The sequence below is a fragment of the Pseudomonas sp. GW821-FHT04D07 genome (assembly GCF_059420225.1).
This window is the reverse complement of the sequence record NZ_JBWKTH010000027.1, coordinates 72040-91030: the sequence shown is the minus strand read 5'-3', so window position 1 is coordinate 91030 and position 18991 is coordinate 72040. Positions and strand designations below refer to the sequence as shown.

Sequence of the window (18991 nt, the reverse complement as noted above, 5' to 3'; positions counted from 1 at the left end):
CCCCCCCCCCCCCCCCCCCCCCCCCCCCCCCCCCCCCCCCCCCCCCCCCCCCCCCCCCCCCCCCCCCCCCCTCCCCCTCCCCCCCCCCCCCCCCCCCCCCCCCCCCCCCCCCCCCCCCCCCCCCCCCCCCCCCCCGCTCCCACAGACGGTGCAAGGCGCAAGGGCCTCATCGCCAGTAAGCCGGTTCCTACCGATCGTGTTCGGGCGGCGGCCACGGGCAATAACAGCCCACCGCCATGTTGTGGGTGGCATTCACCGCGCGCCCGTCACTCAACGCTTGAAGGATCGGTTCGATAAAGCTGTTGCTGGAATTGCAGGTGGCGCCCTGGCTATAGGGGCCAAAGTAAGCCAGCTTGCCGGCGCGGTCCCAGATCGCCACCGCCGGGCTGACCGTCAGCTGCTCGGCCCCTGGCAAGCCAGGCAGCGCCTTGATCGCACTCAAGGTGGCCGGCAACTGGCCGTGAGTCCCGGGCTTTTGCACCGAGTAGAACTGTACGCCCAGCGGCGCGAACCGCTCGATCAACTCCCCCAGGTGCTGTTGGTTGCCGACATTGCAGGGGCAGGCCGGGTCCCAGAAGTGCACCAGGCGGATCGGTCCCGGCCCGGCCAGTTCCGCTGGCAGGCTCAGGCTGTCGCCGGCGAACAGCGCGGTCTGCTCGCTGAAGGCGCGGATATAACGGCCCTGGAACCAGTCATAGGCGAACCCTAGCGCCGTCGCGCAAACCACGGCGAGCAGGCCGGCGAATAATGTCTTGTGACGCATCTGGGGCATGGTGATTCGGTCCTCGAAGGTCGCGTAGCTTGCCATGCCTGCCCTGACAGATGAATATCGCAGGTCTGTAAAACGCCGTTGGCGTTGCCGTGCCTTTTACCTGGAAAGCCTATGTCCGCCACCTTTGCCGCCGATTCCCTGCGTTCCAGCCTGCGACCCTTGGCCGCGGCGCAGCCGTTGTCGGAAGAGGCACGGGCCTATCAGCGCTTCTATGGCCTCGACCTGCCCCAGCGCAGTCCACCTGTCGTCAGTCGCTTGGGCCGCTTCAGCAGCGGCGCTTTCGAGCTGGTGAGTCAGCTCTGGCTGCCGGCCAAACCCGTGGCGACGATGTTCCTGTTCCACGGTTTCTACGATCACATGGGCCTGTTCCGCCATGTTGTGGACTGGGCGCTGGACCAGGGCTTCGCGGTGCTTGCCTGCGACTTGCCGGGTCACGGCCTGTCCAGCGGCGAACGGGCCAGCATCGACGACTTCGCCCGGTATCAGCAGGCCTTGCAAGACCTGTTCAGCGAGGCTCGCGCCCTCGACCTGCCGCAACCCTGGCACCTGTTCGGCCAGAGCACTGGCGGTGCGATTATCATCGACCACCTGCTCAAACACGGCAGCGGCAGCCCGGCCCAGGGCCAGGTGATCCTGCTCTCGCCGCTGATACGGCCACGGGCCTGGGGCTGGTCGAAGTTCAGTTATTACCTGCTCAAGCCTTTCGTCAAAGGCATTGCCCGACGTTTCAGCGAGAACACCAACGACCCGGCGTTCATGCCGTTCCTCCAGGCCGATCCCTTGCAACCGCAGCGCCTGCCGACCGCCTGGGTTGGTGCCCTGGCCCGCTGGATCCCCGGTATCGAGTCCGCGGCGAAAAGCCCGCGCCGACCACTGATCGTGCAAGGCGAGGCCGACATGACCGTCGACTGGCGGCATAACCTCACGGTGCTGCGAGGCAAGTTCGACCGCCCCGAGGTGTTGATGCTGCCCGATGCCCGGCACCACCTGGCCAATGAAATCCCGGCCTATCGCGAACACTACTTGCGCTTTCTCAGCGAGCACCTGCAGCCATGACCCAAGAGCCCGCCATGACCGACCGCCTGCCGCAACGCGCCGACTACCGCCACTTCCAGCCGATCATCACGCGCTGGCACGACAACGATGTCTACGGCCATGTGAACAATGTCACCTACTACAGTTTTTTCGACACGGCGGTGAACACCTACCTGATCGAACAGGGTGGCCTGGATATCCATGACGGCGAAGTCGTTGGTTTCGTGGTCAGTTCGGCCTGCGACTATTTCGCCTCGATCGCCTTCCCCGAGCGCATCGAAATCGGCCTGCGGGTCGGCAAGCTGGGCAACAGTTCGGTGCAATACGAACTGGCGGTGTTCAAGGCCGGTGAGGATGATGCCAGCGCGGCCGGGCGCTTTGTCCACGTGTTCGTCGAACGCGCGACGAACCAGCCGGTGAGCATCCCCGCGGCCTTGCGCGAGGCGCTTCAGTCGTTGAGCTGAATGATCCCTTCGCGCACCGCGAACAGCACCAGCCCGGCAATATCGTGAATCCGCAGCCGGTGCATGATCTGCGAGCGGTGCGCCTCCACGGTCTTGACGCTCAGGCCGAGCCCGACCGCGATGGAGCGGGTGGTCTCGCCCCGGGCGATCAGCCTGAGGATTTCCAGTTGCCGCGCCGTCAGCGCGACCTGGTTGGCGCGGATCGGCTGGCTATGGGCCTGGCGTACGGCCTGGTCGACCACCAGCGGCACCACGGCCGAGGACAGGTACTGGCCGCCGTGGCGCAAGGCCTTGAGCGCCAGCTCCAGCTCCAGCACCGTGGCGTTTTTCAGCAGATAGCCGTGGGCCCCCAGTTGCAGGCACTTCATCACGAAGTGGCTGTCGGTGTGCATCGACAGCATCAGCACCTTGCTGCGTGGCGCGCGCAGCGACAGCTCCTTGAGCGCCGCCACGCTGTTCATTCGCTCCATGGACATGTCCAACAACACGATGTCCGGCTTGAGCCGCGAGGCCAGTTCGATCGCCGCCTGGCCATCGCCCGCTTCGCCGACAATTTCGTACTCTTGTTGTTTTTCCAGCAGTGCCTTCATACCCGCGCGAAACAGCGGGTAATCGTCGGCAAGCAGTATTCGACAAAGCATAAGCTCAAGCCCAATGACGCAAAGGGAAGGGCGCAGCCGCCTGGGCGGGCTGCGATGGTTTATGTCGGGTTCAAGGGCCGGATGCCTTGTGTCTGGCCACTGAACGCCACAACACGTCCACCGAAGGCTTGTGCCGGTTGACCGGCGGGCCGTCGAGTACCTTTCCAGCATGTGTTGAACAACGACAATCTCCAGGCCGTCAGGTGATAACTGCCGAGCCGGATGGTCACACGGCCTTTGTGCCGAGCGAAGAAGTCGTCGCTGGGGCGCAGACATAGCGGCGGCTTCATAGGCGTTCGTAGACCGCGGGGTTGAGCAGCCGCACGGGCAGGTCGAAGCCATGGATGCTTTCCGCATGACCGATGAACAGCAGCCCGCCGGGACGCAATTGATTGACCAGGCGTTGCACGGTGCGCCGTTTTTCGTCGTTGTTGAAATAAATCAGGACATTGCGCAGGAAGATCACGTCGAACAACCCCAGGTCATCGGGCAGCGGCTGGACGAGGTTGATCTCCCGTAGGCTGACCCGTTCGCGCAGCGCGGCCTGGACCTGGAAGCGCGCGTTCATCTCGCCGCTGAGGCAATGGCGGTGTAGCCAGCCTTGGGGAAAGTACTTGGCCTGGGCCATGTCGTAGCTAGCGTCGCGGGCCTTCTCCAGCATGCACAGGCTTAGGTCGCTGGCGAGGACCGACCAATCGCCGCTGCGCATATGCTCCTGGGCGACCATGGCCAGGCTGTAGGGTTCTTCGCCGGAAGAACAGGCCGCGCTCCAGAGTTTCAGCGGACCTTTCCGACCGGCCAGCCACTCGCCGAGATAGTCGAAGTGCGGATGCTCACGGAAGAAATAGGTTTCTTGGGTGGTCAGCAGATCCACCACCAGCCGCTGCTCCTTGAGGTTCATCTGCTGGTCGAGCAGGTGCAGGTAGTCGGCGTAGCTGTCGAGCCGGTAATGGCGCAGGCGCGTCATCAGGCGCCCGGCCACCAGCGGCTTTTTGTTCGGCGCCAGGACGATACCCGAGGCGTCGGCCATAAGCTTTTGCAAGCGGCGGAATTCGCTGTCGTTGAGGGGGGGCTGTGTGAGCTCGCTGGACATCTCAGCGGCCCTGGGATTCGAACAGCGTGGCGGGCAACGGCGCCTGGTGCGCTTCGTTGGCGCCCAGCACACTGAGAAAGCCCGGCAGGAGCAGATTCCATTGTTCGCCACTGAGCATCGATCAGTCCTCGTTCGGGGCGGCGGGGTACAGCGATTCCAGGTTCAGCAGGGACAGCAGTTCATGCACCCTGGGCGAGACCCGCGACACGGTGGTCGGCTGGTCGATGGACGACAGCGCCCGTTGGATCGCCAGGAGCAGTTGCGCACCGGCGCTGTCCAGTTGGTTCAGGTCGCCCAGGTCCAGTTGCCAGGGGCCCGCCGGCAGCGGTAGTAGGCTGAGCAGTTGGTCGCGTGCCCTGCTGACCTCATACAGGGTCAAGTCGCCGGTCACGTGCAGTTGCGCGAGGGTATCGTCCTTGGCGGGTGTCAGCGAGAACATGGCGTGGTCATCCCAACAGCAGTTCGAGCCGGTGCGCGAGGTCGCTCTCGTTGCTATCGGGCACTGGCGCAAGGGGCGGGACTGGTGCAACGATCGAACGCTGTGTGGCACGCGGGGCGAGGGGGGCCACCGTGACAATGACCAGACCTGCTTCAGTGAGAAGGGACTGATTGAAGAACAACCCGGCAGTACTTAACCCGATACCTGACCCGACTCCAAGATAGATCCGCATCTCCTGCTTCCATTGCATAGCTCAAGGTCGGCGGATCATATCGGTAGCATATTGATATCAATATCGGGATAACCCTTAATCCGAAGGGTAGCAGGCCCGTTTTTTGGGGGTGTACACGGGTTTTGAAATTGACTGCCCCGCTAGGTATTTGAACCCTCATTCAACAATTACGCTGCCTGCTGGGGGAGTGGTACAAGGGCTCTAATTGGCGGCGTCTAGGAATTAGGCTTAAGGTCAGGTAACAGAAAAGATGTAATGCTTTGTAACTCGTTTCGAACGACGGCTTAGGTGACTTCCTTACAACGCCGTCGTCCCTTGCGACGTACGGTCAGTCTTCCCAATGCCGACGATGCTTGTGATGGCCATAACCGTGGCCGCGATGTTCGCGATATTCCCGGCGGTCGCCACGGTAATGGCGGCCGCCGCCATCACTGGAGTTACCCATGTAGTTGCCCAGCGCGCCGCCCGCGCCACCGCCAGCCGCCGCGCCGAGCAGGGCACCGTTGGTACCGCCCATGTTGCGCCCGACGACGTTGCCGCCGGCTGCGCCCAGGGCGCCACCGATGGCGGCTTCGCCACGGCTGTGTCTATTCGCGCCGACCGCGCTGCCGCCTGCGCCGCCGAGGGCGGCACCGATGGTCGAGCCGGTGTTGCCGCCCAGCGACTGACCGACGGCCGAACCGAGTACCCCGCCCAATGCTCCACCGATACCGGCTTCGGCGGTACCACCGGCTGAGGCGAAGCCACTGGCCAGGCTCAGAGACAACAAAAGAATCGACGAGAACTTCATGTGAGAAGAGCCTCCAAGGGATGACGGCGCGATCCTGAGGCTTATGTACGAATAGTTACAATGGAAATCCGACGAATAACACGGGTTGTATACAAAATCATAACTTGCTGTTTTTATTGGGGAACTTAGTTGATTTAAGACGGTCGTACGTCGCTTGAACCCAGCTGTTTTGCGCACCCGCGCTGCTGAAAGCGTTTTTCCGGGCCTAGCGGCGGCTCCAGAAAATCGATTCCCCCCAGCGTTTTTCCATCCCATAGAACTGCTGCCGGTTGTCCAGGTAAGCGGCATAGATCCGTGCCAGCAGATCGGCATAGCCTGGTAATGCCTGCACGTCGCCTTGTAGCGCGGCATGTACCGCCTGGGCACAGTGTTGGCCGCAGTAAAGGGCGGTGGCGATGCCTTGCGAGGACAGCGGATCGAAGGACAGGGCCGCATCGCCGACAGCCGTCCAGCGTGCGCCATGGAACAGCGAAAGCCGCCCGCTGCTGGCGTCCATGCCATGGACCGAGGTGCCGGGGCGGTAGCCGTGCGCTTGGCACAATCCCCACAGCAGGCGCGTCTGCGCCAGCTGCCGCCAGAGACCTTCGCTGTTCAGCAGTTGTTGGCGATCCAGCAGGTCGAGATCGCTGAGGTAGGACACCAAGCGTTCCCCCGACGGCAGCAGCACGCTGTACCACCAGCCGTGCTCGACCGCCTCGACCAGGGTTCGACCGTCCTGGTCGGTGCCTTGTGGGCTGTGCAGCAACAGGTAGAACGCCACCAGCCGATCATCCGTCAGGCGCTGCGCACCCTGCTGGCGTGCAAACACGGCCGGGCGGCCGCCAGCGTCGATCAGCCAGCGGCTGTGGGCCAGCTGTTCGTGGCCGTCGCGGGACAGTAACAGGTGGAAACCGTCTTCAGCGGCCGTCTGGCTCAATCGCGTGGAGGCGTGAACCGAGACCCCGACCTGTCGCGCCGCCGTGCGCAGTTGGCTGTCGAAAGCGGCACGGTCCAGTTGATAGCCCTGGCCGTGGGTGTGAAAAATGAAGTCGTCTGTCTGCGGCTCGTTCGAGCCCCACACGGAGACATTGCCGTAGCTGGTGCGATGCCCGGCGCCGAGAAAGCCGTCGAGCACCCCCAGGTCACTGAGCAGCGAGCGTGCCGAAGGCGGAAAACCTTCGCCCACCCGAAAGCGTCCGACGGGCGCCGAGTCGGCCAGCAGCACTCGCCAGCCCAGGCGACCCAGGGTAATGGCGGTCGCCGAGCCGGCCGGGCCGCCACCGATGATGGCGACGTCGTAGGACTCCATCTAGACCGGACGGTTTCCGGGTTTGACGGCGTGAGGTGCCTGCAACGCTTCTTCCGGGCTGCTGAAGTTGGCGCCTTTGGGTGGGCGTGGGCCCGCGCTCGGCGGACTGCCCGCCGCGGCAAAATCAGCGGCCAACTGTGGACTGGCAAAGGTTTGAGCCTGGGGAATGGCCGGGCCATAGCTGGCGACCATCATGCTGTCCGGGTACTGCGGGTTGCCGGGTACACCCTGGCGCACTTCCAGCAGGCCCATGGAGCCGAAGATATCGACCATGGTCTGCATCTGCACGGCGGTCGGGGTCTTTTTCGGATAGTTGATGTCCAGCGGTGCGTTCCAGTTGCTGCGCTCGGCAAAGGCATCGCGACGTTGCTCCGGCGCCACCGAGGGGTCGATGACCAGCTCGTAATCGGCATCGCTGAGGACTTGATTGGGTACGCGGGCCGGCCAGAAGGTCGAAGTGAACGGGTTGTAAGCCTGGTCGTAGCCGCCGCGGCAATACGCCGTGTCGGCCTGCCAGGGCAGACCCATCCAGCGGCTCAGGTCGCCGGGCGCTTGTCCGTACAGTGGCCCGCCGACGGCCAGCGCCTGGGGCTGGTCCAGGGTCGGTCCGTAGTCGGGTTGCGAGCTGTTCGCCGGACGTTGGCGAATACGCCAGGGCTTGGCGTACAGCGGCAGGTGGCGCATCGGCCAGGTCAGTTCGCAGCCAGGGTGGAAGGCATCGGCCAGGCAGAAGTCCAAGGCCGCGCGGTCGAGCATTGCCGGCTGCTCGGCCATGGGGACCGAGTCGAGGTGACCTGGCAGCGGCTCGCTGGTCCAGTCGGATTCAAAGGTGCCGGCCGCCCAACTGCTGAGGGTCAGGTACTGGGTCTGGGTAATCGCCGAATTCTGCCGTGGGCTCGGGTTAGGCACCGAGCTCATGGCATCGCCGTAGATCCACGGCCAGGGCAACACATTGCCATCGGTCGGATCGGGCAGGCGGAAGCTGTTGAGAATCTGCCGGCGGGTTTCGGCGAACAGGTCATAGTTGCCCGGCGCCGGCTTGCTCGCCAGTTGGGCGATAAAGACCGGGTCCTCGAAGTTGTAGCGGCCGTTGTGACCGAACTGGGTGGCGAAACCCTGGTTGACCCATTGCAGGCCCGACAGCCGTTGCAGGATCGGGTAGACGTCATGGCGGAACGACACTGAGGTATTCGGTGTCAGCCAGCCGGCCTGGATAAACAGGTCGTAGGTCAGGTCGTACAGCGTGCGCACGGCCTTGACCTGCGGTGCGTAGTTCGGCGGCGCGGTGACGACCCAGGCCGACTCCACCGGGATCGAGCGTCCGCCGATGCTGACCTGGGCGCTGACCGGGCCATCGGCGGTGTCATCGAACCAGCCGTCGGCGTTGATGAAGCTGTTGCCGTCGGCCGGGTTGAAGATCGGTGTGCCTTTGGGCGATGCCGAGATCCCGCGGCCACCGAGGAACAGCAGTCGGCCCTGGGCATCGGTGCGCAGTTCGCCGAGGTTGACCGGGGTCCCTTCGTAGTCTCCGTTGAATTCGACGCCGCTGTGGTTCGGCCCGCTGATGCTTTGCAGGCCGCCGTCGATGGTCAGGGCCGAGCGGGCCTTGGGGTCGGTGATTTTTGCATTGCGCAGGGGCAGCACCACAGTGGCGGCTTCGGGAATGTCCATCGCCAGTTGCCACTGGTACCACTGCGCTTTGCTGTTGGCGACATGGGCCGACCAGACGATATCGGCGTTTTCCGCGGTTAGTTCAGCGACCACTTCTCCGGCCAGATTGTAGCCGTACAGCCGGAACTCGGCGGCCTGGCGCTTCAGCGCACCCTGGGCATCGCGGTAGAACCCCAGGGGTTCGGGGCGCGGAGAGGTGACCAGGGGGCCGACAAAGTATTCCGATTCGCTGTTGCCGACCCGCGCCACGCCGATGGCGGGGTGGATCGCGGCGCTGACGATGCGATTGTCTTTGCTGGGGGAGGAAGGGGTGTCGCCGTGGTAATGCGTGGTATGACCGGGCGTGATCGACATAAATGCTCTCCGCAATCCGTGCTAAAGAGGATGTTGCCCGACCGGCGGGCAGGATCCCTGGGCGGGTGCCGGACATCGCATTCGCATGAGTGGATGAGAAGCACCGCCCGCAGACTCTAGTAAAGGGCCAGCGGTTTGTCGAATGGCCTTTTGCTATGGTTCGGATGGCGATCCGAAGCCCTGGTTATAGAACGTTTCGCGGGGTGTCGTTCAGCTCGCCTTGGCCATGATCAGCCCGGTTTCGCTGGCCTGCTCCAAGACAATGGCGATGAACTTGGAGGTCGGGGTTTGGCTGTCGTCGCCGACACTTTCCAGCGGCACCAGCGGGTTCACTTCCGGGTAGTAGGCGGCGGCCTGCCCGGCGGGGATATCGAACGCCAGCAGGGTGAAGCCCTTGACCCGGCGCTCGCGGCCGTCTTCCCAGAGCGAGACGATATCGGCCTTCTGGCCCGGCTTGAAGCCCAGGCGGATGATGTCCGCTTCGTTGACGAACAACACGTCACGTTGGCCCTTGACCCCACGGTAGCGGTCATCGAGGCCGTAGATGGTGGTGTTGTACTGATCGTGGGAGCGCATCGATTGCATGATCAGATGCGGTACCTTGCCGGTGGCGTGGGTGCGCTCGTGGATCAGGTCGACCGGCAGGCTGTTCGAGCGGAAGTTCGCCCGGCCCGACGGGGTGTGCCAGCGACGCGTGCCAGCCGCGTTGCCCAGGTAGAAACCGCCCGGGTGCGCCAGACGCTGGTTGAAGTCCTTGAAGCCGGGAATGGTGTCGGCGATCAGGTCGCGAATGCGCCCGTAGTCGGCCACCAGCCAGTGCCAGTCCACCGGGGTGGCGCCCAGGGTCGCGGCGGCGATGCCGGCGATGATTGCCGGCTCCGAGCGCATCTGTTTCGACTGTGGCTGCAACTGGCCGTTGGAGGCGTGGACCATGCTGAACGAGTCTTCGACGGTGACGGCTTGGGCGCCCTCGCTCTGGATATCGATATCGGTGCGGCCCAGGCATGGCAGGATCAGCGCTTCCTTGCCGTGGGTCAGGTGGCTGCGGTTGAGCTTGGTGCTGATCTGCACGGTCAGGTCGCAGTTGCGCAGGGCTTCGAAGGTCCGCGGGCTGTCCGGGGTCGCCTGGGCGAAGTTGCCGCCCAGGCCGATAAACACCTTGGCCCGGCCATCCAGCATGGCATGGATGGCATCGACCACGTTATGGCCGCTGCTGCGCGGCACCTTGAAGTGGAAGCGCCGCTCCAGGGCATCTAGGAAGGCTGTTGGCGGACACTCGTTGATGCCCATGGTGCGGTCGCCCTGTACGTTGCTGTGGCCACGCACCGGGCACAGGCCGGCGCCCGGGCGGCCGACATTACCGCGCAGCAGCATCAGGTTGGCGATTTCCTGGATGGTCGCTACCGAGTGCCGATGCTGGGTGATGCCCATGGCCCAGCACATGATGACGTTCTTGCCTTTGGCGTACATCCGCGCCGCTTGCTCGATTTCCACCAGGGTCAGGCCCGATTGCGTAACGATCTGCTCCCAGGGCGTGTCGTCGATGGCGGCCAGGTAGTCGAGGACATTGACCGTGTGTTCGTTGAGGAAGTCATGGTCGAACACCGACGGCTCGCCCGCCGACTGGGCATCGCGCTCCCATTGCAGCAGGAACTTGGCCATGCCGCGCAGCAGCGCCATGTCGCCGCCCAGGGCCGGGCGGAAATAGGCGGTGTTGGTCGGCTTGTCGCCGTTGGTGAGCATTTCCAGCGGGTGCTGCGGGTGCTGGAAGCGTTCCAGGCCGCGCTCCTTGAGCGGGTTGATACAGATCACCTGGCCACCGCGTTTCACCGCTTCCCGCAGGGGTTCGAGCATTCGCGGGTGGTTGGTGCCGGGGTTCTGGCCCCAGACAAAAATCGCGTCGGCGTGTTCGAAGTCGTCAAAGGTCACGGTGCCCTTGCCGACCCCGACACTCTGGGCCAGGGCCACACCGCTGGCCTCGTGGCACATGTTCGAGCAATCGGGGAAGTTGTTGGTGCCGAAGGCCCGGACGAACAGTTGATACAGGTACGCCGCTTCGTTGCTGGCGCGGCCCGAGGTGTAGAACTCGGCCTGGTCGGGGCTGGTCAGATTCAGCAGGTGCTTGGCCACCATGGCGTAGGCGGCTTCCCAACTGATGGGCTTGTAGCGGTCGGTGAGCGGGTCGTAGCTCATCGGTTCGGTCAGGCGGCCCTGGTATTCCAGCCAGTAGTCGCTCTGTTCGAACAGCGAAGTGACGCTGTGCTTGGCAAAGAACGCCGCATCCACCCGCCGTTTGGTCGCTTCCCAGTTGACCGCCTTGGCGCCGTTTTCACAGAACTTGACCATGCCGCTTTCCGGCGAGTCGCCCCAGGCGCAGCCCGGGCAATCGAAGCCGCCATTCTGGTTGGTCTTGAGCATCATGCGCAGGTTCTTCAGCGCGTTGTCGCTGGTCAGCCAGGCCTGAGCGACGCTGATCAGCGCGCCCCAACCACCGGCCGCACCCTTGTAGGGTTTGTAGCGTGGGGTGGGGGTCTGCTCGGCTTGTTGATGATTGCTCACGCGGGTTTCTCCATCGCAGGGCTGTAGACCCGCGGCGCATTTTTTTGCGGCAGGTGGATGAGATTGAGGTTGTGCCGGCGTGCCCACTGCAGGGCCAGGCCGGTGGGCGACGACAGACTGACCAGGGTCTGGATACCGGCGCGCAGGACTTTCTGGATCAATTCGAGACTGCAGCGACTGGTAACAATTGCCAGGCCGCCAGCGGTCGGGATGTTTTGCCGAATCAGCGCGCCGATCAGTTTGTCCAGAGCGTTGTGGCGGCCGATGTCTTCACGGCCCAGCAGCAGTTCACCCTGGTCGTTCATGAACAACGCGGCGTGCACCGCCCCGGAATATTGCCCGAGGGGTTGGAAGGCGCTGATGCGTTGGCGCAGGCCGTCGAGCCAGGCGGCAGGCGGCAAGGGCGCGCCGGACAGCACTTCGAGCTCGGGCAGCGCCTGCTCCAGCGCTTCCACGCCGCACAGGCCGCAGCCGCTGGTGCCAGCCAGTTGCCGGCGTTGCTGCTTGAGGTTCCAGAATGCGCGACTGGCGATTTCCACCTGGGCGTACTGGGCCGAGCCGTCGCCGCTGAGTTTCAGGTCGTAGATTTCCGAGGCGTCGGCAATGATGCCGCTGCCGATGCTGAAACCGACGATAAAGTCTTCCAGGTCGGTGGGCGTGACCAGCATCACTGCCTGGTTGATGCCATTGTAGGCAATCGCCAGGGCGACTTCTTCGGCAAGCGCCGTCTCAGCGGTTTCGCTGCGTTCGAGGTCGCTGTACTGGTAACTCTGGCTGGCGGCGGGCGCGGCCGCCGAGACGGCAGGCAGCACGCAGACCGGGTCCTTGGGCTTCATGGGGGCAATACCGGCGCAATATCCAGTGTCAAGATTAGGCGCGACAAAGAGTCGCGTCTAATCGCTAGTACTGATCTGCCGATAGAGCGCGTCGATCAAGCCTTGTTCGATGATTGCTGGAAGAGGGCAAAACAGGCTTCCGCCAATGCCGAGCGCGGCGCCCCCTGGCCGAAGTGGCGGGTCTCGTCCAGGGCAATCAGGAATTTCAGCTGTTTGATGTCCATCGTCGCTCTGCGGGCTGCACAGCCGTGGATTCTAACGTGCCTGGACTATGCTTGTTGATTGGTGGATCGGAACCTTGCCGGACGTCACCGATCAGGTCTTTCGCGTCTTGGCGTTTACATCCAAGGAGAAAGAGCCATGAGCCTTTTTGATTCGCTGAAGAAGATATTGAATCCATCGGACGATAAGTCGCAGCCTGACAGCAGTGTCCAGGCACCGCCTGTGCAGGATCCGCTCGCCTCGGCGGCGCCGCTGTTCGATACCTATACGGTGCAGCCGGGCGATACGCTCAGCCGGATTGCCGAGCGAGAATTGCACGATGCCGGCAGGTGGCCGGAAATCGCCGAGGCCAACCACGCGACCCTGCCGGACCCGGACAAGATCTTTCCGGGGCAGCAGTTGAAAATCCCTCGTTAGCCTGCTGGGGCTGGGTTGAAATACCGTCGTTGTGGGAGCCGGCTTGCTGGCGATTACGGCCGTGAGGGCAATGCAATCATCAAGGACCTCATCGTCGGCAAGCCGGCTCCTACAGGTTGCAACGGCAGTCGAAGGGTGGGCGGTCTTCTTATCGAAAACGGCGTTATTCCAGGCCTTCGATCAAGGTCAGGTAATCATCTGCGGCTTCGAATTCCTCGGTGTCCTTGGGGCCCTTGTGGCTGTCCGGTTCGCTGACCGCCAGCAGATGCGCCACGCCGAAACGCCGGGCGCTGCGCAGGATCGGCAAGGTGTCGTCGATAAACAGGCTGCGCGCCGGGTCGAAGCCGATATCGGCCTGCAAGGCATCCCAGAACTGCGGTGCTTCCTTGGCGAAGCCGTAGTCATGGGAACTGATCAGCCGTTCGAAATACGGCGCCAGCTCGATCCGCTCCAGCTTCAATGACAAGGAATCGCGGTGGGCGTTGGTAATCAGGATGACCCGCTTGCCGGCCTGACGGATGGCTGCGAGAAAGGTATCGGCATCCGGGCGCAGGGCGATCAGATGCGCCGTCTCCAGCTTCAACTCACGCACCGGCAGCTTAAGCTCGGCACTCCAGAAGTCCAGGCAGTACCACTTCAACTGGCCGGCATGGTCCTTGAACAACGGCGTCAGTTCCTGTTCGGCCAGCTCCCGGCTGACGCCATGCAGCTCGGCATAGCGCTGGGGCAGGTGCTCCATCCAGAAGTGATTGTCGTAGTGCAGGTCCAGCAGGGTGCCGTCCATATCCAGCAGAACGGTGTCGATGTCGCGCCAGGGCAATGAGGGCATGGGAAACTTCTCGAACGGTAAAAAGATATCCGACACAGACAATCGGAAAAGCCACGGTATAGTAACCCGTTCACGCCCAGGAGCCGCCCCATGCGCCAGAAACCCACCGTCCTCGCCCGCGAGATTGTCGCCAGTAGCCGTTTGTTCCGTGTTGAAGAAGTGCAACTGCGCTTTTCCAATGGTGTTGAGCGGACCTATGAGCGTCTGGTCGGCCGGGGCGCCGGTTATGGGGCGGTGATGATCGTGGCGATGATCGATGCCGAGCAGGCCTTGCTGGTGGAGGAGTACTGCGGCGGTACCGACGAGTACGAGCTGTCCTTGCCCAAGGGCCTGATCGAACCCGGTGAAGACGTGCTGGCGGCGGCCGAACGTGAGCTCAAGGAAGAAGCGGGCTATGGCGCGCGGCAGCTGGAACACCTGACCGAGCTGTCCCTGTCGCCCGGCTATATGAGCCAGAAGATCCAGGTGGTCCTGGCCACTGATCTGTATGAAGAGCGCCTGGAAGGCGATGAGCCGGAGCCGATGCGCGTCGAGCGCGTCAACCTGCGTGAATTGTCCGCCCTGGTGCAGAACCCGCAGTTCAGCGAGGGGCGTGCCCTGGCGGCGTTGTATCTGGTACGAGACCTGTTGACCCAGCGTGGAGTCTTTCAATCGTGAGTGAGTTTTTTTCCAATCTGCCGCACCCGTACCTGGCCCCGGTGATCGACCTGGCGCGCCGCGCCGGCGAGGTTATCCTGCCGTTCTGGCGGGCCAATGTGCAGGTCATGGACAAGGCCGATGCCTCGCCGGTGACCGCCGCCGATATCGCCGCCCATCACCTGATTCTCGATGGTTTGACGGCGCTGGACCCGAGCATCCCGGTGTTGTCCGAAGAGGACGCCGATATTGCCCAGGCGGTGCGCGCCGGCTGGCAGCGTTGGTGGCTGGTGGACCCGCTGGATGGGACCAAGGAATTTATCTCCGGTAGTGAAGAATTCACCGTGAACATTGCCTTGATCGAGCAGGGCCGGGTGGTGTTCGGCGTGGTGTCGATGCCGACCAATGGCCGCTGTTATTTCGGCGGCGCCGGCTTGGGCGCCTGGCGTGCGGACGCCGCCGCGGCGCCGCGGCCGATCCGGGTCCGTGACGTGCCGGCGGCGGGCGAAGCGTTTACCGTTGTCGCCAGTCGTCGGCATTCGAGCCCGGAGCAGGAGAAACTGCTGGCGGGGCTGAGTAGCCGCCTTGGCGAGCTGGCGTTGGCGAATATTGGCAGTTCGCTGAAGTTCTGCCTGTTGGCTGAAGGCGCGGCGGACTTCTATCCGCGCCTGGCGCCGACCTCGCAGTGGGATACGGCGGCGGCCCAGGGTGTGCTGGAAGGCGCGGGTGGCGAGGTGTTGGAACTGGGTGGCGAGCGCTTCAGCTATCCGCCGCGCGAATCGTTGCTCAATCCGTTTTTCCTGGCGCTGCCGGCCAATGCGCCGTGGCGCGCACAACTGCCGGACTTGCTGCGAACACCTTAGAGATTTTTTGGTGGCCTTTAGGGCCTCTTCGCGGGCAAGCTCCGCTCCCACAGGTTCTGAGTCGTGCGATCCTTCGTGTACGACGCAAAATCCAATGTGGGAGCGGAGCTTGCCCGCGAAGGCGGTGGGGCAGGCGCCGCAAGGTCAACGGGGCTGCCCCGTTCTTCCTGTCAGCGGTGCAGTACGTACTGCCCGCTGAAGTGCACTGCCGTGTCCTCGCTACCTTCATTCACCACCCGCGTCTCAAGGGTCAGCCGCGCCCGGCCATAACGCTGGTAAGTCGCAAGGAATTTCTTCCAGACCTTCTCCTGCGGCGCATCGCAGATCGCCTGGGCATCCCCGGTCACCGGCAACGGATAACCGATCTGCCCCTCCTGGATCACGATATGCCCATCCACGATGCCGGCCTCGCGCAGACTCAGGTGCAACCAGCCCCAGCCGGCCAGCACCGCACCGCAATAGAGGCTGCCGCCGAACATGGTGCTCTTGTGGTTGACGTTGGGTGCCAGCGGCAGGTGCAAGCGCAACTGCCCGGCCTGCCAGTCGAGGACCTTCAGTCTCATGTCACGGGTAAGCGGAATGTCGTGATGGAGGACGGATTCCAGGTAATGACTGTCGCGGTTCATGCACTGACCTCTTGGCGGTGATTCATTCGAGTTCGTCGCTGGCGGCACTGCCGACGCTATCGAAGCTCAAACCGTGTTTGCGCAGCTTGTCGTGCAGGGTCTTGCGCGGAATACCCAGGGCTTCGGCCAGGCTGCGCAGCGAGCCGTGGGAGCGCGCCAGTTCAGCGGCGATCAGGGATTTCTCGAAGTGTTCCACTTGCTCGCTCAAGCTGCTGCCCGGGTGCCCGGCAATGCTCGTATCGAGATGCTCGGGGTTGTTGTCCAGAGCCAGCTCCAGGCCGAGGGCGAAGCGCTCCGCGGCATTTTGCAGCTCGCGGACATTGCCTGGCCAGGCATGCCGCAACAACAGGCCGCGTTGCGCCGGTTGCAGGGTATGGGGCGGCAGGCCATGGCGCGTGCTGGCTTCGTCGGCAAAGTGCTGGAACAGCATCAGGGCATCTTCACCGCGTTCGCGCAGCGGCGGAATCCGCAGCGGCGCGACGTTCAGGCGGTAATACAGGTCGGCACGGAAGCGCCCTTGGTCGGCCGCCTGGCGCAGGTCTTCCTTGGTGGCGGCGATGACGCGGATATCCAGCGGGATCTGCTGGTTGCCACCGAGGCGTTCGACCACCCGCTCCTGCAACAGCCGCAGCAGCTTGACCTGAACATCCAGGCTCATGCTTTCGATTTCGTCGAGGAACAGGGTGCCGCCGTTGGCGAACTCGAACTTGCCGATCCGGCGTTTCTGCGCCCCGGTAAAGGCCCCCGGCTCATGGCCGAACAGTTCGCTTTCCACCACCGACTCGGCCAAGGCCCCGGCATTGATCGCCACAAAGGGACCGTTGCGGCGGTTCGACAGGTCGTGCAGCGCCCGCGCCACGACTTCCTTGCCGGCACCGGTCTCACCGAGGATCAACACATCGGCACGGGTTGCCGCCAGGGCGCCGATCTGTTCGCGCAGGCGCCGCATCAGCGGCGAATGCCCGACCAGTCGCGCACTGAGTTCCTGGCGATCGCTCAGGGCCAGGCGCAGGCTGCGGTTGTCCAGCACCAGGCGGCGCAGGGACAGGGCCCGGCGCACGCTGTCGAGCAGCGCGTCACTGGCGAAGGGTTTCTCGAGGAAGTCATAGGCGCCGGCGCGCATGGCCTGCACGGCCAGGGGCACGTCACCGTGACCGGTGATCAGCAGCACCGGCAGTTCCGGGTCCTGGGCATGCAGTTCCTTGAGCAGGTCCAGGCCATCCATGCCCGGCATGCGGATGTCGCTGACAATCACGCCCGGCCAGTCACGCTCGATCTGCGCGGCCAGGCCCTGGGCCTCGGCCAGCGGCAGGATCTTCAGGCCGGCCAGGTCCAGGGTCTGGCTCAGGGCCTGGCGCAAGTGGGGATCGTCGTCGATCAGTACCACCTGGATCTGGTGGTCGATTTTCATACACTCGAGTCCTCGGGTGGTTGCAAGCTGACCCCCGGTGCGCCAGCGCGCATCCGCAGGGTGATCAAGGCACCGCCTTCACGGTGGTTGGCGAACAGCAGCTCGCCGCCGAAGGCGCGCATCAGCGAATCGCAGATCGCCAGGCCCAGGCCCAGGCCTTGGGTCCGCGTCTTGGTGGTGTAGAACGGCTCGCCGGCGCGGTCCAGGGCTTCCAGGCAGAAGCCCGGGCCATTGTCGCGAATCGTCAGGCTGACGCCCTGTTCGGAGGATTGCGCACTCAGCCAGAGCTTACGTGGCGGGCCTTTTTCGGTCAGGGCGTCGAGGGCGTTCGCCAGCAGGTTGCCGAGCACCTGGCGCAAACGGGTTTCGCCGGCCTGAACCCACAGGGTCGCCGCCGGCAGGTCGCGGATCAGTTCGACTTCCATGGCGCGCCGACGTTTGGCCAGCAGGGCCAGGGCATCGTCCAGGGCCGGTTGCAGGGCCACGCTTTCCGGGGCATGCCGGTCGCGGCGGGCGAAGGCGCGCAGATGGGCGATGATTGAGGCCATGCGCCCGGTCAGTTCGCTGATCAGCTTGAGGTTGCCACGGGCGTCGTCGGTGCGTTGGTGGTCGAGCAGCACTTCGGCGTTTTCCGCGTAGCTGCGGATCGCCGCCAGCGGTTGGTTGAGTTCGTGGCTGATGCTCGCCGACATGGTGCCCAGGGCCGAGAGCTTACCGGCCTGGACCAGGTCATCCTGGGCGCGCACCAGCCCCTGCTGGGCGTGTTCGCGCTCCAGCACTTCCTGCTTGAGGCGCCGGTTGAGGCCCTCCAGGTCACTGGTCCGCTCGGCGACGCGCATTTCCAGCTCGCGCCGGGCCTTGGCCTCGAAGGCGATCCGCTCCAGGTAATGGCGGCGCCGTTGCATCATCAGGCCGAGCAGCAGCATCAGCACCAGCAGGGTCGCGCCGCCGACCGCGACGACGGTCCGCACCGGGCGATCGACCAGGGTCCGGGGCGCGAGGATGCTGACGTTCCAGCCGGTTTCCTCGATCTGCTGCGTCTGCGTCAGCCAGGCGTCGGGATTGAGGTACAGGGGCTGGGGATTGCGGGTCGGATAGGGTTGCACGGCGGTGATCGCGTCGCGCTCCTGGTCGCTGAGCACGCGGGTCGAACGGAAGCGCCATTGCGCGTTCGAAGTGAGAATGACCACGCCGTTGTGGTCGGTCATCATCAACTGTTCCGGGGTCCTGCCCCAGAGGCTTTCGGTGCGGTCCAGATCGACCTTGACCACCAGCACGCCGATGATCTTTTGCCCATCATGCACGGCCGCGGCAAAGAAGTAGCCGCGCTTGCCCGAGGTGGTACCGAGGCCGAAGAAGCGCCCCAGGCGCCCGGCCATGGCTTCGGTGAAGTAGGGGCGGAAGGCGAAGTTGCGGTTGACGAAACTGTCGTGCTTGTCCCAGTTGGAGGCTGCCAGGGTCTTGCCACTGGTGTCCATCAGGTACATCACTTCGGCCCCGGTCTGGGCGCAGATGCTCTCCAGCAGGCTGTTGGCATTGCTCAGCCGCAGGCTTTGCTCCGGCTCTGCCAGGGCGTTACGCAGGGCCGGCAGGTCGCCGAGGATCTGCGGCAGGACCTCATAACGGTGCAGGGTGCCCAGCAGGTTGGCGACGTAGAGGTCAAGGGTCTGGCGATTCTGGCTGACCAGTTCGTTGCGGTAGTAGCGCTCGGCCAGGTGTTCCAGCGGCCACAACAGTGGCGCCAGGCACAGGAACAGCAGGGCGAGGCTGCGCCAACGGGGTCTGCGGGGAAGGGTGGGGCTCGTGGTCATGA

Annotated in this window: 18 protein-coding genes and 1 pseudogene; 5 read left to right on the top strand and 14 right to left on the bottom strand. The window is 64.2% G+C overall.

Annotated elements, in window-relative coordinates; genetic code table 11:
- Positions 1-187: 187 nt before the first annotated feature.
- Positions 188-772, bottom strand: coding sequence for a DUF6436 domain-containing protein (locus AC07T0_RS25400; protein ID WP_495003769.1), 585 nt, complete (start codon positions 770-772; stop codon positions 188-190).
- Between the two features lie 111 nt (positions 773-883).
- Between AC07T0_RS25400 and bipL the strand changes: the two genes are divergently transcribed.
- The gene (gene bipL, locus AC07T0_RS25395) at positions 884-1828 is read left to right on the top strand and encodes a phospholipase BipL (protein ID WP_495003768.1); all 945 of its coding nucleotides are present in this window, start codon (positions 884-886) and stop codon (positions 1826-1828) included.
- Positions 1829-1842: 14 nt separating this feature from the next.
- Positions 1843-2271: an acyl-CoA thioesterase gene (locus AC07T0_RS25390; protein ID WP_495003767.1), complete on the top strand. Its 429-nt coding sequence runs from the start codon at positions 1843-1845 to the stop codon at positions 2269-2271.
- Here AC07T0_RS25390 and AC07T0_RS25385 read toward each other — a convergent pair.
- The 9 genes and pseudogenes from AC07T0_RS25385 to AC07T0_RS25345 all read right to left on the bottom strand — a co-directional run.
- A complete protein-coding gene (locus tag AC07T0_RS25385; RefSeq protein ID WP_495003766.1) occupies positions 2256-2912 on the bottom strand; it encodes a response regulator in 657 nt (218 codons plus the stop codon). The genes AC07T0_RS25390 and AC07T0_RS25385 overlap by 16 nt on opposite strands.
- Before the next feature lie 286 nt (positions 2913-3198).
- The gene (locus tag AC07T0_RS25380) at positions 3199-4005 is read right to left on the bottom strand and encodes a CheR family methyltransferase (RefSeq protein WP_495003765.1); all 807 of its coding nucleotides are present in this window, start codon (positions 4003-4005) and stop codon (positions 3199-3201) included.
- A 121-nt stretch (positions 4006-4126) separates the two neighbouring features.
- Entirely contained in the window at positions 4127-4444 is a 318-nt protein-coding gene (locus tag AC07T0_RS25375) for an STAS domain-containing protein (protein WP_248797993.1), read from the bottom strand.
- 560 nt (positions 4445-5004) lie between these two features.
- Positions 5005-5466, bottom strand: coding sequence for a hypothetical protein (locus AC07T0_RS25370; protein WP_495003764.1), 462 nt, complete (start codon positions 5464-5466; stop codon positions 5005-5007).
- 205 nt (positions 5467-5671) lie between these two features.
- A complete protein-coding gene (locus AC07T0_RS25365; protein WP_495003763.1) occupies positions 5672-6754 on the bottom strand; it encodes an NAD(P)/FAD-dependent oxidoreductase in 1083 nt (360 codons plus the stop codon).
- Positions 6755-8779 (bottom strand): LodA/GoxA family CTQ-dependent oxidase, encoded by a 2025-nt coding sequence (locus tag AC07T0_RS25360; protein WP_495003762.1) that lies wholly within the window; start codon positions 8777-8779, stop codon positions 6755-6757. It lies immediately after the preceding gene.
- A 210-nt stretch (positions 8780-8989) separates the two neighbouring features.
- Positions 8990-11338 carry an FdhF/YdeP family oxidoreductase gene (locus tag AC07T0_RS25355; RefSeq protein WP_495003761.1) on the bottom strand — a complete coding sequence of 783 codons (2349 nt, stop codon included), beginning with the start codon at positions 11336-11338 and terminating at the stop codon, positions 8990-8992.
- Complete coding sequence (gene fdhD / locus AC07T0_RS25350) at positions 11335-12174, bottom strand: formate dehydrogenase accessory sulfurtransferase FdhD (protein ID WP_495003760.1); 840 nt, start codon at positions 12172-12174, stop codon at positions 11335-11337. The genes AC07T0_RS25355 and fdhD overlap by 4 nt, the downstream gene beginning before the upstream one ends.
- A gap of 122 nt (positions 12175-12296) precedes the next feature.
- A pseudogene (locus AC07T0_RS25345) lies at positions 12297-12398 on the bottom strand (LysR family transcriptional regulator); the annotation flags it as partial.
- A 136-nt stretch (positions 12399-12534) separates the two neighbouring features.
- On the opposite strand from AC07T0_RS25345, the gene AC07T0_RS25340 reads away from it, so the two are divergent.
- Complete coding sequence (locus AC07T0_RS25340; RefSeq protein ID WP_495003759.1) at positions 12535-12813, top strand: LysM peptidoglycan-binding domain-containing protein; 279 nt, start codon at positions 12535-12537, stop codon at positions 12811-12813.
- 163 nt (positions 12814-12976) lie between these two features.
- Here AC07T0_RS25340 and yrfG read toward each other — a convergent pair whose 3' ends face one another.
- A complete protein-coding gene (yrfG, locus tag AC07T0_RS25335) occupies positions 12977-13642 on the bottom strand; it encodes a GMP/IMP nucleotidase (protein ID WP_495003758.1) in 666 nt (221 codons plus the stop codon).
- 90 nt (positions 13643-13732) lie between these two features.
- Between yrfG and nudE the strand changes: the two genes are divergently transcribed.
- Both nudE and cysQ read left to right on the top strand, forming a co-directional pair.
- On the top strand, positions 13733-14299 hold the full coding sequence (nudE, locus tag AC07T0_RS25330) for an ADP compounds hydrolase NudE (RefSeq protein WP_495003757.1): 567 nt from the start codon (positions 13733-13735) through the stop codon (positions 14297-14299).
- Positions 14296-15141 (top strand): 3'(2'),5'-bisphosphate nucleotidase CysQ, encoded by an 846-nt coding sequence (gene cysQ / locus AC07T0_RS25325; RefSeq protein ID WP_495003756.1) that lies wholly within the window; start codon positions 14296-14298, stop codon positions 15139-15141. The genes nudE and cysQ overlap by 4 nt, the downstream gene beginning before the upstream one ends.
- Positions 15142-15311: 170 nt before the next feature.
- Here the strand turns inward: cysQ and AC07T0_RS25320 are convergent, their stop codons facing one another.
- From AC07T0_RS25320 to AC07T0_RS25310, 3 genes are read right to left on the bottom strand one after another with little or no spacing between them, the layout of a single operon-like run.
- Complete coding sequence (locus AC07T0_RS25320) at positions 15312-15767, bottom strand: YiiD C-terminal domain-containing protein (protein ID WP_495003755.1); 456 nt, start codon at positions 15765-15767, stop codon at positions 15312-15314.
- A 22-nt stretch (positions 15768-15789) separates the two neighbouring features.
- On the bottom strand, positions 15790-17178 hold the full coding sequence (locus tag AC07T0_RS25315) for a sigma-54-dependent transcriptional regulator (protein ID WP_495003754.1): 1389 nt from the start codon (positions 17176-17178) through the stop codon (positions 15790-15792).
- Positions 17175-18989, bottom strand: coding sequence for a sensor histidine kinase (locus tag AC07T0_RS25310; RefSeq protein WP_495003753.1), 1815 nt, complete (start codon positions 18987-18989; stop codon positions 17175-17177). Before AC07T0_RS25310 ends, AC07T0_RS25315 begins: the two co-directional genes overlap by 4 nt.
- Positions 18990-18991: the final 2 nt, after the last annotated feature.

Excerpts from the sequence above, each read along its gene's own strand:
- AC07T0_RS25400 (WP_495003769.1), bottom strand. The coding sequence starts at position 772 with ATGCCCCAGATGCGTCACAAGACATTATTCGCCGGCCTGCTCGCCGTG.
- bipL (WP_495003768.1), top strand. The coding sequence starts at position 884 with ATGTCCGCCACCTTTGCCGCCGATTCCCTGCGTTCCAGCCTGCGACCC.
- AC07T0_RS25390 (WP_495003767.1), top strand. The coding sequence starts at position 1,843 with ATGACCGACCGCCTGCCGCAACGCGCCGACTACCGCCACTTCCAGCCG.
- AC07T0_RS25385 (WP_495003766.1), bottom strand. The coding sequence starts at position 2,912 with ATGCTTTGTCGAATACTGCTTGCCGACGATTACCCGCTGTTTCGCGCG.
- AC07T0_RS25380 (WP_495003765.1), bottom strand. The coding sequence starts at position 4,005 with ATGTCCAGCGAGCTCACACAGCCCCCCCTCAACGACAGCGAATTCCGC.
- AC07T0_RS25375 (WP_248797993.1), bottom strand. The coding sequence starts at position 4,444 with ATGTTCTCGCTGACACCCGCCAAGGACGATACCCTCGCGCAACTGCAC.
- AC07T0_RS25370 (WP_495003764.1), bottom strand. The coding sequence starts at position 5,466 with ATGAAGTTCTCGTCGATTCTTTTGTTGTCTCTGAGCCTGGCCAGTGGC.
- AC07T0_RS25365 (WP_495003763.1), bottom strand. The coding sequence starts at position 6,754 with ATGGAGTCCTACGACGTCGCCATCATCGGTGGCGGCCCGGCCGGCTCG.
- AC07T0_RS25360 (WP_495003762.1), bottom strand. The coding sequence starts at position 8,779 with ATGTCGATCACGCCCGGTCATACCACGCATTACCACGGCGACACCCCT.
- fdhD (WP_495003760.1), bottom strand. The coding sequence starts at position 12,174 with ATGAAGCCCAAGGACCCGGTCTGCGTGCTGCCTGCCGTCTCGGCGGCC.
- AC07T0_RS25340 (WP_495003759.1), top strand. The coding sequence starts at position 12,535 with ATGAGCCTTTTTGATTCGCTGAAGAAGATATTGAATCCATCGGACGAT.
- yrfG (WP_495003758.1), bottom strand. The coding sequence starts at position 13,642 with ATGCCCTCATTGCCCTGGCGCGACATCGACACCGTTCTGCTGGATATG.
- nudE (WP_495003757.1), top strand. The coding sequence starts at position 13,733 with ATGCGCCAGAAACCCACCGTCCTCGCCCGCGAGATTGTCGCCAGTAGC.
- AC07T0_RS25320 (WP_495003755.1), bottom strand. The coding sequence starts at position 15,767 with ATGAACCGCGACAGTCATTACCTGGAATCCGTCCTCCATCACGACATT.
- AC07T0_RS25315 (WP_495003754.1), bottom strand. The coding sequence starts at position 17,178 with ATGAAAATCGACCACCAGATCCAGGTGGTACTGATCGACGACGATCCC.
- AC07T0_RS25310 (WP_495003753.1), bottom strand. The coding sequence starts at position 18,989 with ATGACCACGAGCCCCACCCTTCCCCGCAGACCCCGTTGGCGCAGCCTC.